The organism is Simiduia curdlanivorans (assembly GCF_030409605.1).
In the GTDB taxonomy this organism is placed as follows: Bacteria; Pseudomonadota; Gammaproteobacteria; order Pseudomonadales; family Cellvibrionaceae; genus Simiduia; species Simiduia curdlanivorans.
Window position 1 is genome coordinate 18,113 of record NZ_JAUFQG010000004.1, and the last position, 15,009, is coordinate 33,121.

Here is a 15,009-nt window from a genome sequence, read left to right on the forward strand (position 1 = left end):
ACAACTCTAGGATTGCGACGACTGACGCAGGTCAACCAAGGTATTGGCTAAAAACACATACTCATCAACAGAGATAGTTTCTGGGCGCCGGCTGATATCAAAATCTAACCCATCGATCTGCTCGACATCCATGAGCTGTTTTAAGGTATTGCGCAGGGTTTTACGGCGCTGGGAAAAGGCTGCCGTCACCAATTCTTGCAAGACTTGATGATCTTTGGCTGCAACTTTCGGTTTGGCATAGGGCGTTAACCGCACTATCGCGGAATCCACTTTGGGCGCCGGCGAAAAGCAGTGCGGCGGCACGTCGAACAAATACTCGACCGCACACCAATACTGCACCATCACCGACAGCCTGCCGTAGGTCTTCGAACCAGGTTCTGCACCCATTCGCTGCACCACTTCTTTTTGCAGCATGAAATGCATGTCTTGCACTTTGCCAACAAAGCTCAGCAGGTGAAAGATAAGCGGCGTAGAAATGTTATAGGGCAAGTTACCCACAATGCGCAGCGGTTTTCCGGGTGCGGCTAAGGCCGCGAAATCGACTTTCAGCGCATCGGCGGCAATCACCTCGAACTCGGGATAGCGCTCAAATTTAACTTTTAACCAGGGAATTAAATCCCGATCTAACTCCACAACTTTCAGGCTCGGGCAACCGGCGATCATCAGTTCGGTAATAGCCCCTTTACCCGGGCCAATTTCCACCACCTGCTCATTGGCATTAGGGGTTACTGCCCGGGCGATACGCGCGATAATACCGTCGTCGATTAAAAAGTTCTGACCAAATCGCTTTCTGGCCTTGTGATGAAAATCTGTCACAAATAATCCTCGGTCACACTCGACCGTTTGCGTGTTTAGCCATGTCCGTGGCGTATTGAATGGCGGTTAACAAACTGCCTGAATCGGCCTTGCCGGTGCCGGCGAGATCGAGCGCGGTACCGTGATCAACGGAGGTGCGAATATACGGTAGCCCCAGAGTGATATTCACGGCCTGACCAAAACCTTGGTATTTCAGAACCGGCAAACCTTGATCGTGATACATAGCCAACACGGCGTCGGCATGGGCCAAATATTTGGGCTGAAACAACGTATCGGCCGGCAAGGGGCCCTGCAATTTAATGCCGCGCTTGCGCAATGCTTGCAGCGTCGGCTCGATGATCTCGATTTCCTCGCGGCCCATATGGCCACCTTCACCGGCGTGAGGGTTTAAGCCGCAGACCACTATATTCGGCGCCGGCAAACCGAATTGCTGTTGCAGATCGCGGTGCAATATTTCGATGACCTGCGTCAGTAGACTTGCCGTGATAGCGGCGGGTACGTCTTTTAACGCCAAGTGCGTGGTCGCCAAGGCCACGCGCAGCCCCGCCGTCGCTAACATCATCACCACATTGGTTTGAGCTTTGGCGGCGAGATATTCGGTGTGGCCGGTGAAGGCAATACCGGCATCATTAATAATACTTTTTTGCACCGGGCCAGTGACAAAGGCATCCGCTTGACCACTTACACACAGCTCGATGGCCTGATCCAAGGTGGCCAGCACATAGGCACTGTTGGCTTGATTCAACACACCCGCCACTGCCGGCTCGGCCATGGCCACAGGCACAACAAGGAGCTCGCCGGCCGCTTGTGTGCAGGCAGGCCTAGATGAATCAAACGCACTTAGAGACAGGGGTAGCCCTAATTGTGCAGCGCGGGCACGCAGAAGGGCTGGATCAGCCACGACAATCCATTCTGCCGGGCGCGCCTGCTGGGCCGCAGCCAGAACAATATCTGGCCCTATGCCCGCGGGCTCACCGGCGGTTATGACGAGGCGAGGAATCACAAGTACCGCCGATTATAATTTAAGCTCCACAAAAGCTTCATCGCGAATTTCCTGCAGCCACACCTGCAGCTCTTCTTCAAAACGGCGGCCACGGAGTAGGTTGGCGGCTTGGTTTTTTATCATGGTGTCGCTCATATCCTGCTTGCGGCGCTCCAGCACTTGCAGGATATGCCAGCCAAACTGGCTGCGGAAGGGCAGACTAATTTCGCCCAAACCCATTTGTTTCATGGTTTCTTCAAACTCAGGCACAAACTGGCCCGGGTTAGACCAACCCAGATCGCCGCCCTGCAAAGCCGAGCCTAAATCCTCTGAATTTTCTTTCGCCAAAACGGCGAAATCTGCACCGTCTAGCACCTGCTGACGCAGCGCTTCCAACTTATCAAAGGCGTCCACATCGGTAATTAATTCATTGGTTTTAACGAGGATATGGCGAGCTTTGGTTTGTTCAACTAACACCTCGCCGCCGCCGCGCTGCTCGTACAATTTAATCAAATGAAAACCAGCACCGCTGCGAAAGGGTTCGGTGACTTCGCCCACTTTCAACGACGCCACTTTATCGGCGAATAAGCCGGGCAATTGCGCCACTTTACGCCAGCCTAAATCACCCCCATCGAGGGCATTTTGACCCGAGGAATTGGCGACGGCTAAACGCCTGAAATCGGCACCGGCCATCGCCTCCTGCTGAAGCGCTTTGGCTTTCGCCTCTAGCTCGACTATGTCGGCCTCACTAGCACCAGAGGTTACGGCAATGAGAATATGGCCCAGCAAATAATCCGGCGACGTCCAAAACTTGCCTTCGGTCGAATTCAAAAAGTTTTCAATTTCAGATTCTGTCACCTGAATACGGCGGTTGACGCTGCCTTGCTGCACTTGGCGCACTAGCATTTCCCGGCGCATATCTTCGCGCAATTGGTTCAGGCTAATGCCCTCCAACGCCAATTGCTGGGCAAATTGTTCCGGTGATAAATTATTCGAGGTGCGAATGCGCTCCACCATTTGATTCAATTCTTGCTCGCTTACCTGGGCTCCCGCCCGCCGCGCCATTTGCAACTGAATGCGCTCATTTACCAAGTGATCGAGTACCTGCGAACGCAGCACCTCCTCGGGCGGCAATTCGGTATTGCTGGCCTGAAGCTTGGTGCGAATAGAGCGCAGCTTAGACTCGAGCTCGCTCTGCATCACCACGCCCTCGTCGACGATCGCCACCACTTTGTCTAATTGCTCTAGTTCTGCAACAGCGGGCAAAGCGGTCAAACTAGCGATGAACACCAATGAGCAGGCGAGGCTTTTTCTTATGTACTTCATTACGTTACCGTTAAGGTTCATATTGTGGTCTTTGATCAAATCCAATGATGCCCTCTCGAAGCACCTGATCCAATCGCTGACCCAGTGTGCCCAGCCCTTTAAGCTGGAACTCTAAAAATACACCGCGATCCACCTCTAAATTGGAGGGACCCACGGCAGTGATATCGCGACTATCGGTCCAGCGGCGCGCCAAAAAGCGCATGCGATAACAGCAGCTATCGTATTCTACGCCAGCAAAGGTATCCATCTCGCGCCCGAGTGTGTGGTCGTAAAAGCTACGCGCCAACAAATTCCAGTCGCCCGCTAGCGGATAGACAACGCCAATGTCTGTTTGATCAATAGTTGTGTCATAAAGTTCACCGGTGCTGGCATCAACCGCGCTGCCCTTGCGCTGGTAGCGATAACCCAAGCTCAACACTCGGCCCTGCTCATCGCCATAACGCAGGCTGGTGCTGGCCTGCGACGGCTTGTAGTTATCTTGGGAGTAGGCCATATCAAAGCTGTAACGCCAATTGGTTCCAATCTGCGCGGCAATTTGGCCGGCGATCTCCGAGCGCGGCGCCTGTTCTGCCACGCCGTCCAAGGTCACCAGCCGATCGGTAAAATAGAAGATCTGGCCAAGGCTCAAGCGCAGCAACTCGGCACCGGTTTGCGCCGACAGAAAGCGCGAGGTCAATCCTACCGAAAGCTGGTCGGCATCGTCGATTCGATCGCCGCCGTTGAAGCGCGAGGTGCGAAATAACTGATCGTAACTGAAGGTGGTTTCGGTGGTGTCAAACTGCACATCTCTGCCGGTGTCGGTGATGTTGTAGAGATCGCTATGATCGAGTTCGGGGCTATTGAAATAAAACAAGCGCGGCTCGAAGGTTTGCACATAAGCGTCGCCCAACAGCGAATCTTCACGCTCGAAAAACAAGCCGCCGTCTAAGCTCAGTTGGGCGCCGGTCAGGCTTGGCGCCCTATTCGCGCCATCGCTCAGGCGCTCGGGGTCGAGGTCGTACTGAAGGTGCTTGGCCATCACCGCCGGCGTGAGGAAGCCCCACAGCCATTGATTATCCCACGCTAAACGATAGTCGGCGCGCAAACGGTCGCCGACGATGCGCTTATCCGTGGGTACCGCGTCGGTTTCATCCCAATAGTCATCGCTGTGATCAAACACTGTGTACTGGTTCAATAGACTGAGCGACCAGCCGCCAGCAAACGCATAGTCGCCATCGAGATCAACGCGGGGCATCTGCCGATAGGGCTCGGTGCCGGTGGCGCTGATATTTTGGTAGGCCTCGGCCTTTACACCCAATTGCCAATGCGCAAAGCCATAGCCTGCACTCACACTTTGCAATAAATGCGTGCGCGAACTGGTTTCGATAGATCCGCTATCAAACTCGCGCAGATAGTCGATATCGCTGACTTCGGAATAGTTTATCTGGGTGTTCCAAGGTTGACCTGCACCGCCGGTTTGCTTGATGCCATAGAGCCAGCGATCTTCACCCTTGTAGGGTGTGACGTCGCTTTGATCGATTTCGCCGGCGTCGGCTTTGTCCTGAAGGCTTTGGTTACTGCCGCCCTTGTCATCGCCGAGATAAGCCCCCGACAAGGTGGTGCTGAAATAGCGCGAGAGATGCCGCGCCTCGCCCTCCATGCTCAGGCCGCGATGCTCGAGCCAGCGCGGCGCCAAGGTTAGGTCGTAATCTGGCGCCAAGTTAAAATAGATGGGCTGGGCGTATTCGAAACCGTTGCGATCGCTGTGGGCGAGGGTGGGGAAAAGCAGCCCGGTCATGCGTTTATCGCTGGCCGGAAAACGAAAGTAAGGCGCGTAAAACACCGGGACATCAGACAACTCTAAGCGCATGTGCTTAGCCGTGCCTTGGCCGGTGGCATTATCGATGCTAATTTCTGCGCCGCGCATCAGCCACGTATTGTCCTCGGGCGCGCACATGGTAAAGCTGCCATCCTCGAGGGTATAGGTATCAGCGCCGACACTGGCGCCACTCTGCTGGGTCAAGCTCGCCGCATGACCGCGCATATGGGCGTCGTGCAACACAAACTGGGTGTCCTCCATGCGGGTTTGACCCTTGCCCTCATCGACGCTGAGCTTGTCGGCGAACATCACCGCACCGGGCTGGCGCAGCACAACGTGCCCCTCGATGGTGGCGGTGCCGTTGGCTTGATCAAACAGGGCCCTATCGGCGGTTAGGCGTCGATAGCCCTGAATCACCTCAACATCACCGGAAAGCTCAGCCTGCGACTCTTGCACCCAACGGCTCTCAGCTGCCGACGCCCGCACCGGCGCCTCATCTGGACTCATCTTGGCCTCGGCGTCGGTGCGCTTGGGCTCGATATAGGCGCCATCGCAGGCCTGTTTACAGCGCCCTAACTGCTCGGCCGTTAATGCCTCCCGTGGTACCCAGTCTAGCGTCTCGCGGCCGCGGCTATAAGCTTTCGCACTGGCGCCAAACATATCGCCCTTGGGATCGGCTTCATAGGGTTGCTGCTCGGCCACGGCCTGTAACGGCAAGGTCGCGAGGCCAACCAAGCCAAGATGCGCGGTGGTGATGGCGAGCCAAAGGACACTTTTTTTGTGGGAGGGCTTAAAGGGCATGCTATCTCTATTAAATACGTCGGGTACAAGCCCTAAAGGCTCTTCGCTAGGGCCGAGATTCTACTGCAAACGAGCCCGCCTGTGGAAAGAAAACGCCAGAAGGCGCAAAGGTTGTTGCGCGTCAAGACTTTCGCCGCGACGCTTAATCTGGAATCATGGTGGTTTTTTAGCTAAGGGATAGCTTGTGAGCGCACAAACAGAATTGCACCAATGGGTACAAGCCACACTCTCCGACAAGGGCTGGCTACCGTCTGGGCCCCTGATTATGACCGCGCTCACTGGCGACGCAGGTTTTCGCAGCTATTATCGCCTCAACACCCAAGCGCCATTGCTCGCCGTAGATGCCCCGCCCACCACGGAAAAAAATGAGGTGTTCGGCTACCTTTCGCACCTGCTCAGGCAACAAGGCGTGCATGCGCCGGAAGTGTACGCCGCCGATTTCGACAAGGGCTATCTTTTAATCGAAGACCTGGGCGCAGAGACTCTGCTGATGCGGATAAACAGCGAAAACGCCAATATCCTCTACGGCGAAGTGATTACCGACCTGTTACGCCTGCAGCAAACGCCTACCAAAAAGCTCGACCTGCCCCATTACGACCAAAGCCTGTTGCGCCAAGAAATGCAGCTTTTTATCGATTGGTTCGCGCCCAAGTTACTCGGCTACAAACTAACCGATGCCGATTTAACCATGCTAAATCAAACTTTTTCGGCACTTGAAAAAAACGCCCTAGAGCAGCCGCAAGTGTTGGTGCACCGGGATTACCACTCGCGCAATTTAATGATTCGCGATGGCCTCGCCCCCGGCATCGTCGATTTTCAAGACGGCGTGATAGGCCCCATAACCTACGACCTCGTTTCCCTGCTGCGGGATTGCTACCTGCGCTGGCCCGTGGAACAAGTCGAGCGCTGGGCTCTCGCCTACGGCAACATGGCAGTGGAAGTGGGCTTAATGCGCCCAATCACCCAGAAGACGTTTTTGCGCTGGTTCGATTTAATGGGCCTGCAAAGACACATTAAAGTGCTCGGCATTTTTGCGCGTTTACATTTGCGCGACGGCAAAGACGGCTACCTAAAAGATCTACCACTGGTGATTCGCTACAGCCTCGAAATTGCCGAAGCCTACCCAGAATTTTTGCCCTTTGCCGATTGGTTCCGCACCCATCTGATACCGCTGGCCAAGTCACAAACCTGGTACCAAGATTACCGCAAAGCCGGCGACCAATAAGTTAAACCTATGAAAGCCATCATTTTTGCCGCGGGAAAAGGTGAGCGCATGCGACCGCTCACCGATCACACGCCCAAGCCGCTGCTCACCATCAATGGCAAACCCCTCATCGACTTTCACCTGGAAAAGCTCGCCCAGGCTGGTTTCAACCAAGTAATCATCAACCTAGCCTACAAAGGCGAGATGATTAAAAGCCACTGCGGCAACGGCAGTCGCTACGGTGTAGCCATTGAATACTCCGACGAAGGGCCAGAGCCATTGGAGACAGGCGGCGCGTTAAACTTGTGCCTGCCATGGTTTCAAAACCAATGCTTCGCGATGATTTCTGCCGACATATTCTGTCACTTTGACTACGCCAATTTAGCCCAGCGAATCACTGACCTAGCCAACAGTGACGCACAAGCAAACCTCGCTTTAGTCGCCAACCCAGCCCACAACCCCAAGGGTGACTTTTCGCTGCAAAAAGCCACACTGTGCTTAGCCCAACAGCACACCTATACCTACTCAGGCCTAGGTGTCGCCAAACCCACCTTCATCGACCAATTCCCGCTCAAGCGCCAGCGTTTCCCGCTGCGAGAAGCGATTTATTTTTGGCTCGAAAGCGGCAAGGTTTACGGTTACCTGTGTGACGATTTCTGGTCCGACGTGGGCACGCCGGCGCGTTTAGAAGCCTTACAAAGCCATTGACATACCTAACCTTTTTGAAAGAACATCTGGCGCAATTACAATAAAAACCGCTGATACATCTATTGGATAAACAATGATCAAGGATAGATTGCTCGTAGCTATACTGGCCGCCACCACCTTAGTAGGCGCTTGCACCACCAGTTCAACAAAATCAATTAACCCCATTTCCGATCAGCAAACCACCTACTTCGCAGACCCTGAAGAGCGCGAACTGTTTGATGAATCCGAGCGCTTGCACGACGAGTTCGTGCGCAAAGGGCTCATCTACCGAGACTCGGCACTCACTCGCTATATCAATAAAGTATCCACGGATATCCAACCGCAAATCATCAAAGAAAAATTCGAGCTTCGCTTTTTCGTGATGCGCGACCCATCGGTCAACGCCTTCGCCCTACCCAACGGCAACATCTACTTAAACATTGGGCTTTTAAACCGTCTAGATAATGAGTCGCAACTCGCTTTTGTCATGGCGCACGAGGCGGCTCACATTATCAATCGACACGCATTTAAATCCAAAGTCAGCCGCCGCAATGATATCGTCGGTGCGCATATTGCCGATTTTTTCCTGGCCGGAACAGGCCTTTCTTATCTTGCCGCTGTTTCGAATATTGCCAGCTACAGCAGAGATTTAGAAACCGAAGCCGATGAGCGGGCACTCGTGTTTTTAAGCACAACAGACTATGACTTAAGCAAGGTAGTGGACACCTTCGACCAACTTAAAGAGGTCAAACACAACAAAGACAGCACCTCCATCTGGGCCAGCCATCCGGATGCATTGACCCGTAAAAAAAGCGCCACCACCTATATCGAAACCCATGGTCTGCCAAGCCATAGCAACACGGTTGACTCAGAGACATTTCAAAAATTCAAAGCAGAATTGACCGAGGCGACGCTGAAAATGCGTTTGCGATTACGTCAATATCAGTTAGCCCAAGAAACCGCAGAAGCCGCTATTTTGCATCAAGGTGAAAATGCGCTTATCCACGCCTATATTGGCGACAGCTACCGACTGCGGCTTGAAAACCAACTCACCGCCGCACAAGAGCGGGCATGGTTGTACGATGAAAAAACCGAGATCGCCAAACAGTACATCGACGACAACCTAGTCATCTTCGAACAGCAAGCCAACACCCATTACCAACTCGCCCTCCAGTTATCTGCTGACAATGCCAACGCAGTTCGCGGCACTGGCTTACTGCTTAGCTATCAAGGTAAGACGTCTGAGGCCATTGACTATCTTGATAGGTACCTAAGCTTCGAAAAAATACCAGACCGGCGCTTTATCGAAATGAAAGTTAAACAACTACACACCACGAATAATGAGAAATAACATGAAAAAAATTGGGTTGATTAGTCTGCTCTGCCTTTTAATATCCGCCTGTGTATCTAACACCAGCGTTAGACAGCATCAAGACTATGCCGATATCGCCAAGGAAGTGAGCACCGTTGTTATAATTCCACCGGATGTGGATATCGAACTCGTGGCCTTCGATGGCGACAATGAAGAACTCACGGAAGATCAACTGTTAATCGCCGCCGAAATTACCGCGCAAGCGAAAGGAAAGCTAAAATCCGAAGGTCTGACCGTTATCGATTTCGACATAGCTGGCGAAATGCTTGCCGATGAAGAATTCGCCTACGCAGTCACCCAGTGCACCGAAGCCTGGAACGCGGCTAAACAAGAGCTCTACGTCACAGGCTTTGTTAGCGAGGAGAAAAAAAGTTCGTTCCAAACCAGCATGGGCCCAGTCGCCAACGCTATTGCTGAAAAAACTGGCGCCGACTCAATGCTGTTAATGCACTTTCAAGGCGCAAAGAAATCGGCCGGTATGATTGCCAAAGATGTGGGCACCAGTGTGTTAGTGGGCGTGTTAACCATGGGTGCGGTTATTCCTGTACAGAACACAGAAGGAGCTACGCTCGACATAGCGCTGGTAGAAACAGCGGGCGGCCGGTTAATTTGGTCGAACAGAAAGGCGCTGCCACAAGTGAGCAGCGCATTGGCGGGACACGCCCTACAAGAGCTGCCTGATGTGACGTGGAAAAATGAACTGGCCGCTCCGGGCCCAGACGCCACTAACGGCGAAATGCCCCCCGAAGTAAAAACGTTACAATAAAACCCACGGCATTAAAGCACCTAGGCTCCTCCACCGGAGGAGCTGCAACTAGGGCGCATCGATCACCTGCGCATTGTCCACCTTCACGCCCTTGGCATGCGCATCTAAGAAACCGCGCACCCGTTTTATGACGCGGTCTTGGCTGGGCTCATAAACCGGCATTTGTAACGACACGTAATGCTCATGGCCCGCGCGTTTAGCGGCAACGGCCCGCGCGGATACATCGCTTGGGTCGGCGATATGCCTGTCTTCATACAAATCCAACATCGGCACCGATAGTTTGGCAATCACCCCAACTAAGTCACCCGCCTCACCCTGCAACTGATTGCGCGCATCGAGCAGCACAACCGCTCTAAAACCATCAAAGCCCATTTGCGCCACCAGCCTAGCTGCCCGCACAGCGCCGGCGCCCTCGGCGATCAACACCAAATTGAATTGGCCGTTATCGTGTAAATGCCGGATGGCCTGGGCTAAGCGGGCATCGACGATGTCGCTGGCGGGTTTGGCCGGTGCTTTGGGCGTGGGCGCCTCCGGTTCTGGGGTGTTGAGCTGGTCCACAGAGGCCACTGTGCCGCTGGTGTCATCAAATACCTCCTCGGTTTCCGGCCTTGGCGTTGCCGCCGACTCGGCCGACGCTGTTGCATCGGCGGCAGGCTCGGGTGACGCCGGCAGCTCGCGCTCCGGTACCGGCAAGGCATCCGGAGGCGGCAGGGTTACCATGAGCGTGGTCCAACCAAATTCCGGTAAGGCCAAGCGCAAGCGCTGCAGTCGCTGTGGGCGTATGGCATGTAAATCCTGATCTTGAACAAACAACACCGCGCCCACTGGCTCGGCACTGATCGCGAGGTTAAAAAGTGCCAAGACTTGGTTTTCACCTTCGGGCCACCAGAGCACCTGATCGCTGGGCGTCGCTTGCGCAACGAGGCTCATGTCTCGTATCGCCCGGCTTTTATAGATAGGTGGTTCCGACGCTACCTCTTTTTCCGCTTCAGTTTCAGCTGCTCCGTCCGCTACCGGCTCTGCTTCCTGTGCCGGCGCCGCAGCCGTTTCTGGCGCGGTTGTGGGCACTTGCACCTGCGCCTGAGCCCAAGCACCGAGCAGGTAAACAGCCATTATCACCACTAAAAGCCCGTATCGCACTGGCATCTCCCGATAAAGAATAACAACAAGTTTAGTCGCTGCTGAAGTTGCCGTTGCCACTTGGGCTTGCACCGGCAGTTGCGTACAATGGCGCCACATTTCTTGCCTTGGATTGATCATGACCGACTATCTCATAGCCCCGTCCATTTTATCGGCCGACTTAGCCCGTTTAGGAGAAGATGTTGACAAGGTGCTAGCCGCAGGCTCGGATATCGTGCATTTCGACGTGATGGATAACCACTATGTGCCCAACCTCACCTTTGGCCCCATGGTGTGCAAAGCGCTGCGTAAATACGGCATTACCGCGCCCATCGATGTGCACTTAATGGTTGAGCCAGTGGACGACTTGATCGTGCAATTCGCCGATGCCGGCGCCAGCTACATTACCTTTCACCCAGAAGCCTCGAAGCACGTGGATAGGTCGCTACAGCTGATCATCGACAAGGGCTGTAAGGCCGGTTTAGTGTTAAACCCCGCGACGCCGGTAGATATCGTAAAACCGGTGTTGCACAAACTCGATATGTTGCTACTGATGTCGGTGAACCCAGGTTTCGGCGGTCAAAAATTCATTCCGCAGACCCTGGATAAATTGCGCGAGGCGCGCGCCCTACTCGACGCGCAAAGCGCCAAAAGCGGACAAAAAATTCGCTTGGAAATTGACGGTGGCGTAACGCCAAGCAATATCGCCGACATTGCCCGCGCCGGTGCCGATACCTTCGTGGCTGGTTCGGCCATTTTTGGCGCCTCGAGTTATGAAAGCGCCATCGCCGCTATGCGCGCGGAACTGGCCAAGGCGTAATAACTCACTTATGAAAACATTGCGCGATCTTTGCCAGGGCCAACTGCCTAAGTTGGTACTGTTTGATTTGGATGGCACCTTAATCGATTCGGTACCCGACATCGCCACTGCCACCGACACCATGCTGACCTCGCTCGGCGCCGAGCCCGCAGGCGAGGCCAAGGTGCGCAGCTGGGTGGGCAATGGCGCGGCCACCTTGGTGGCGCGGGCGCTGCAAGATGCTGGTATAGAAGCTGGCCAACAAGAAGTCGCTATGACCCTATGGCGCGCCGCTTACACCCTCTGCTGCACGCGCCAAACCCGGCTCTACCCGGGCGCCATGGAGCTCCTGCGAGCCCTGAGTGACGCCGATATCGACATGGCCTTAGTAACCAATAAACCGGTGCAATTTGCCCAACCGATTTTGCAGCATTTGGGCATTGCCCGTTATTTTCGCTTGGTGTTGGGTGGCGAGTGCGTGGCCGAGAAAAAGCCGGCGCCCGATATGCTGCTCGAGGCCATAGCAGATGCCGGGTGCGACAAAGCTTTATGCGTGATGGTGGGCGACTCGAGTGCCGATATTAACGCCGCAAAAAATGCCGGTATCGCCGTGGTCGCGGTCAACTTTGGCTACGATAATGGCGCACCAGTGGCCAGCTTAAACCCGACCTTGGTGATCGATTCTCTCAGCGCCCTGGTGCAGTAAATTAACTCGGCGATTTTTACCGCAAAGGTTTTCTGACACTGGTTTTAAGCCGCTTTTTTCGCTTAGCACTTTGTTGCCGCATCGCACTTTTCCGAGCCAAGCCCCGCTAAACTTCCGTCGCCGCGGCTAGGCTTAAGGCGCCAGCTCATCACCTGAGCTGGCAGGCGCTCGAATCACGTCATCCCATAGGTTCCAGCGATGACTATCGGTATCTTTGCGCTTGCCGCGAATCCAATAATCGGTGAGTTTTGTCAGTGTGCCGTCGGCGCGACGCACTTGAAACCACTGCGACATATACAGTACGAACTCCAAATCATTACTGCTCAGCGGCATGGCCATGGGCACTGCAGGCAGTGCCGGCTGCGGCACCACCACGGCAAATTCTGGGTAGAGTAAAGTCCAAGCGGAGGCGCCGGCCGCACCAAAGATCACCGCGTCCAAATCCACTTTATCGCCGCGCAAAAATTCGCGCGGTGAACTAATTTCCGCCACGCGCCAATTGGGCAGGGCTTGATGTAAAGAGCCGGCAAGGTAATAGGTGTTTGGCACACCCAATCTCAGGCGATTACTGCTGCCGATTTCCTGCCACTCGCGCAATTCTGTGCGGCGAGATTTACGCACCAACAGCGCGAGGCTTTCCTGGTAGTGTGGCGCCGCTAAGGTAAAGTTTGCGATGGCACTGGGCGTCATGGCAACACCGGCGGTCATGTCTAAGTAGCGCGCATCCAATAGGCGTTTTGCATCTTTTCGGTAGACCCGCACAAACTCTACCGCAACACCCAAATCGCGCGCCAACTGATGCCATATTTCCACATCCAAACCGACCAAATCGCCCTGCTGATTGTGGAACGCATAGGGCAACCAATCTCTAAAATAACCCACGCGCAAGAGCTTGCGCGCTTGAATGCGGGCAAGGGTATTGCCGGCGGGCTCCTGCGGCAACACGGCGGGTACTTGCAACGTATTTTTACTCGGCGCCTTGGTTAAAAGTAAATCGCGACTGATGAACTCAGAGTAGGCGGTGTAATCGTGGCCAACCATTTTGTAAAGGCTGCGCAAAGTCAGCGACATAACCACCACCAACAGCAGTGTGGCAACCACAAAACGCAACAGCGCCTTAACACTCCAGCGCCATTTATGATCGGCGCCGCTGGCCACCAAAATCGCAAGCACCACCACAAACATCACCGAGGTCATGGCACCTAAACGATTGGAGATAATATTTTCCGACACCAAAAATAATTCAAAGAATTCGGCCGGAATTTTGTAGCTGTGCAATAAGCTTGGCACGGCATTAAAACTGGAGCCGAACAGGTTCACCAAACCGCTTAATAACAACTGGGGATAATCGGCAATGGCCACTGGCTCGCCGCCAAACCAACCGGCGAATAACACAAATAACAGTGCCATCAACTTGCCGGCAACCGGCAATGAAAAAGCCGCCGGCACCACCACTTCCACCAAGTTGGCTTGGGGCGAGGCGTGCTCGTAGGAGCGCAAAAATAACTTGCGGGTGTTCTCGGCGATGATCGGTAGCACGATAAATAAATTGCCCGTGGCGAAGGCGGTAATCAAGGCGTCTTTGCTGATATTCAACACCTCGCTGTAGCGCCACTTGGTCAAGGTTTTCACCAGCATGGGAAAGAGCCAAAAGGTCAGCACGAGGCAGAGCAAGGTCAGCGTCACCAAATACACATACAGGCCCTTTAAATCCTCCAGCTCCAAGGTACCGGCAGCGCTGGCGGCAATGGCGAACACACCAACCGGCGCCGTCTTCATTACCAGCGCCGCCATTTCACCGATGGCAGATTGCAAGGAATCAATCAGCTTTAAAAAGTCGTTATTTTGGCCGAGCCGCAATACTGCCACCCCCAAAAACAGCGAGAACACCACCACCGCGGGCACGGCACCGGCGCCCAGCGCAGAAAAAATATTGGCAGGCAGAAAATTAGCTAAAAAATCAAAGCGCTGCGCCGGCTCTAACATCGATGGGCTGAAATAAGAGGCCGAGGTCCAATCGGGAAAGGACAAAGTTGCCAAGGCAATCAGCACCAAGGTAAAGCCCCACAAAATAGCCAAGACTAAGGCGCCATATTTAGCCAGGGCCTTGGCTTGCCCCCTATTCAAGGCACCAACCGCCGCCACCAGCGACACCATGATGTAGGGCAGCACGGTCATCTGCAGCAACCCTAAAAAGATATCGCCGACAATATTCAGCGCCGTCATGCGCTCGCCGAAGCCCACACCCGCAGCCAAGCCCAACAACAAGCCTAAAATAATTTTTGTGGATAGCGACATCAAACAAGGTTCCTGAATATAGAAGTCATACAACGGTAGCTGATCGGCCAGCCAAGCGGGGCATTATCGGCCAAACCACCCAGCGTTGGTACTCACTGGGCGGAAAGATGCAACAGCAGCAACAAAAAAGCCGCTGATTGGCACAGATCCAAGGGCCAAGGTAGGCAAGACTGGCTCTTTTCAGTACACTAGCGCACCTCTAGGAACGACCCGTTTGGAGCACAGTGTGCAATTGGATACCTTCATGGCCCCAATTCTGCAGCAAGCCGCCTGCTTGCGATGGCGTAGCTGATTTAACACCAGTTAGCCCATGGCTCTGCCATGCCTGTCGCCAC

At 54.2% G+C, this 15,009-nt stretch carries 12 protein-coding genes; 6 read left to right on the plus strand and 6 right to left on the minus strand.

What is annotated here, in order from left to right:
- Positions 1–6 precede the first annotated feature (6 nt).
- Genes rsmA through QWY82_RS00370 form a run of 4 tightly spaced genes read right to left on the minus strand, consistent with a single transcriptional unit; the run spans position 7 to position 5,723 of the window.
- A complete protein-coding gene (gene rsmA, locus QWY82_RS00355; RefSeq protein ID WP_290259118.1) occupies positions 7–816 on the minus strand; it encodes a 16S rRNA (adenine(1518)-N(6)/adenine(1519)-N(6))-dimethyltransferase RsmA in 810 nt (269 codons plus the stop codon).
- A 13-nt stretch (positions 817–829) separates the two neighbouring features.
- The gene (pdxA, locus tag QWY82_RS00360) at positions 830–1,819 is read right to left on the minus strand and encodes a 4-hydroxythreonine-4-phosphate dehydrogenase PdxA (RefSeq protein WP_290259119.1); all 990 of its coding nucleotides are present in this window, start codon (positions 1,817–1,819) and stop codon (positions 830–832) included.
- 12 nt (positions 1,820–1,831) lie between these two features.
- A complete protein-coding gene (locus QWY82_RS00365; RefSeq protein WP_290259120.1) occupies positions 1,832–3,124 on the minus strand; it encodes a peptidylprolyl isomerase in 1,293 nt (430 codons plus the stop codon).
- Positions 3,125–3,134: 10 nt separating this feature from the next.
- Positions 3,135–5,723: an LPS-assembly protein LptD gene (locus QWY82_RS00370; protein WP_290259121.1), complete on the minus strand. Its 2,589-nt coding sequence runs from the start codon at positions 5,721–5,723 to the stop codon at positions 3,135–3,137.
- 184 nt (positions 5,724–5,907) lie between these two features.
- Here QWY82_RS00370 and QWY82_RS00375 point away from each other — a divergent pair, with 184 nt between their 5' ends.
- The 4 genes from QWY82_RS00375 (at position 5,908) to QWY82_RS00390 (ending at position 9,752) form a co-directional block, all read left to right on the plus strand.
- On the plus strand, positions 5,908–6,948 hold the full coding sequence (locus QWY82_RS00375; RefSeq protein WP_290259122.1) for an aminoglycoside phosphotransferase family protein: 1,041 nt from the start codon (positions 5,908–5,910) through the stop codon (positions 6,946–6,948).
- A 9-nt stretch (positions 6,949–6,957) separates the two neighbouring features.
- Entirely contained in the window at positions 6,958–7,635 is a 678-nt protein-coding gene (locus QWY82_RS00380) for a nucleotidyltransferase family protein (protein ID WP_290259123.1), read from the plus strand.
- A gap of 73 nt (positions 7,636–7,708) precedes the next feature.
- On the plus strand, positions 7,709–8,965 hold the full coding sequence (locus QWY82_RS00385) for a M48 family metalloprotease (protein WP_290259124.1): 1,257 nt from the start codon (positions 7,709–7,711) through the stop codon (positions 8,963–8,965).
- A 1-nt stretch (position 8,966) separates the two neighbouring features.
- A complete protein-coding gene (locus QWY82_RS00390) occupies positions 8,967–9,752 on the plus strand; it encodes a hypothetical protein (RefSeq protein WP_290259125.1) in 786 nt (261 codons plus the stop codon).
- 48 nt (positions 9,753–9,800) lie between these two features.
- Here QWY82_RS00390 and QWY82_RS00395 read toward each other — a convergent pair whose 3' ends face one another.
- Positions 9,801–11,012 (minus strand): DUF3530 family protein, encoded by a 1,212-nt coding sequence (locus QWY82_RS00395; protein ID WP_290259126.1) that lies wholly within the window; start codon positions 11,010–11,012, stop codon positions 9,801–9,803.
- Here QWY82_RS00395 and rpe point away from each other — a divergent pair.
- Together rpe and QWY82_RS00405 are read left to right on the plus strand one after the other, a co-directional pair.
- Positions 11,011–11,691, plus strand: a complete 681-nt coding sequence (gene rpe, locus QWY82_RS00400) for a ribulose-phosphate 3-epimerase (protein ID WP_290259127.1) — start codon at positions 11,011–11,013, stop codon at positions 11,689–11,691. The two genes, QWY82_RS00395 and rpe, sit on opposite strands and share 2 nt — an antisense overlap.
- Positions 11,692–11,701: 10 nt before the next feature.
- Entirely contained in the window at positions 11,702–12,376 is a 675-nt protein-coding gene (locus QWY82_RS00405; RefSeq protein WP_290259128.1) for a phosphoglycolate phosphatase, read from the plus strand.
- 132 nt (positions 12,377–12,508) lie between these two features.
- Here QWY82_RS00405 and QWY82_RS00410 read toward each other — a convergent pair whose 3' ends face one another.
- Complete coding sequence (locus QWY82_RS00410; protein WP_290259129.1) at positions 12,509–14,674, minus strand: cation:dicarboxylate symporter family transporter; 2,166 nt, start codon at positions 14,672–14,674, stop codon at positions 12,509–12,511.
- Positions 14,675–15,009 lie beyond the last annotated feature (335 nt).

Coding starts and splice junctions, on each gene's coding strand:
- QWY82_RS00395 (WP_290259126.1), bottom strand. CDS start 11,012: ATGATCAATCCAAGGCAAGAAATGTGGCGCCATTGTACGCAACTGCCG.
- QWY82_RS00380 (WP_290259123.1), top strand. CDS start 6,958: ATGAAAGCCATCATTTTTGCCGCGGGAAAAGGTGAGCGCATGCGACCG.
- QWY82_RS00365 (WP_290259120.1), bottom strand. CDS start 3,124: ATGAAGTACATAAGAAAAAGCCTCGCCTGCTCATTGGTGTTCATCGCT.
- QWY82_RS00385 (WP_290259124.1), top strand. CDS start 7,709: ATGATCAAGGATAGATTGCTCGTAGCTATACTGGCCGCCACCACCTTA.
- QWY82_RS00405 (WP_290259128.1), top strand. CDS start 11,702: ATGAAAACATTGCGCGATCTTTGCCAGGGCCAACTGCCTAAGTTGGTA.
- QWY82_RS00370 (WP_290259121.1), bottom strand. CDS start 5,723: ATGCCCTTTAAGCCCTCCCACAAAAAAAGTGTCCTTTGGCTCGCCATC.
- QWY82_RS00410 (WP_290259129.1), bottom strand. CDS start 14,674: ATGTCGCTATCCACAAAAATTATTTTAGGCTTGTTGTTGGGCTTGGCT.
- QWY82_RS00390 (WP_290259125.1), top strand. CDS start 8,967: ATGAAAAAAATTGGGTTGATTAGTCTGCTCTGCCTTTTAATATCCGCC.
- rpe (WP_290259127.1), top strand. CDS start 11,011: ATGACCGACTATCTCATAGCCCCGTCCATTTTATCGGCCGACTTAGCC.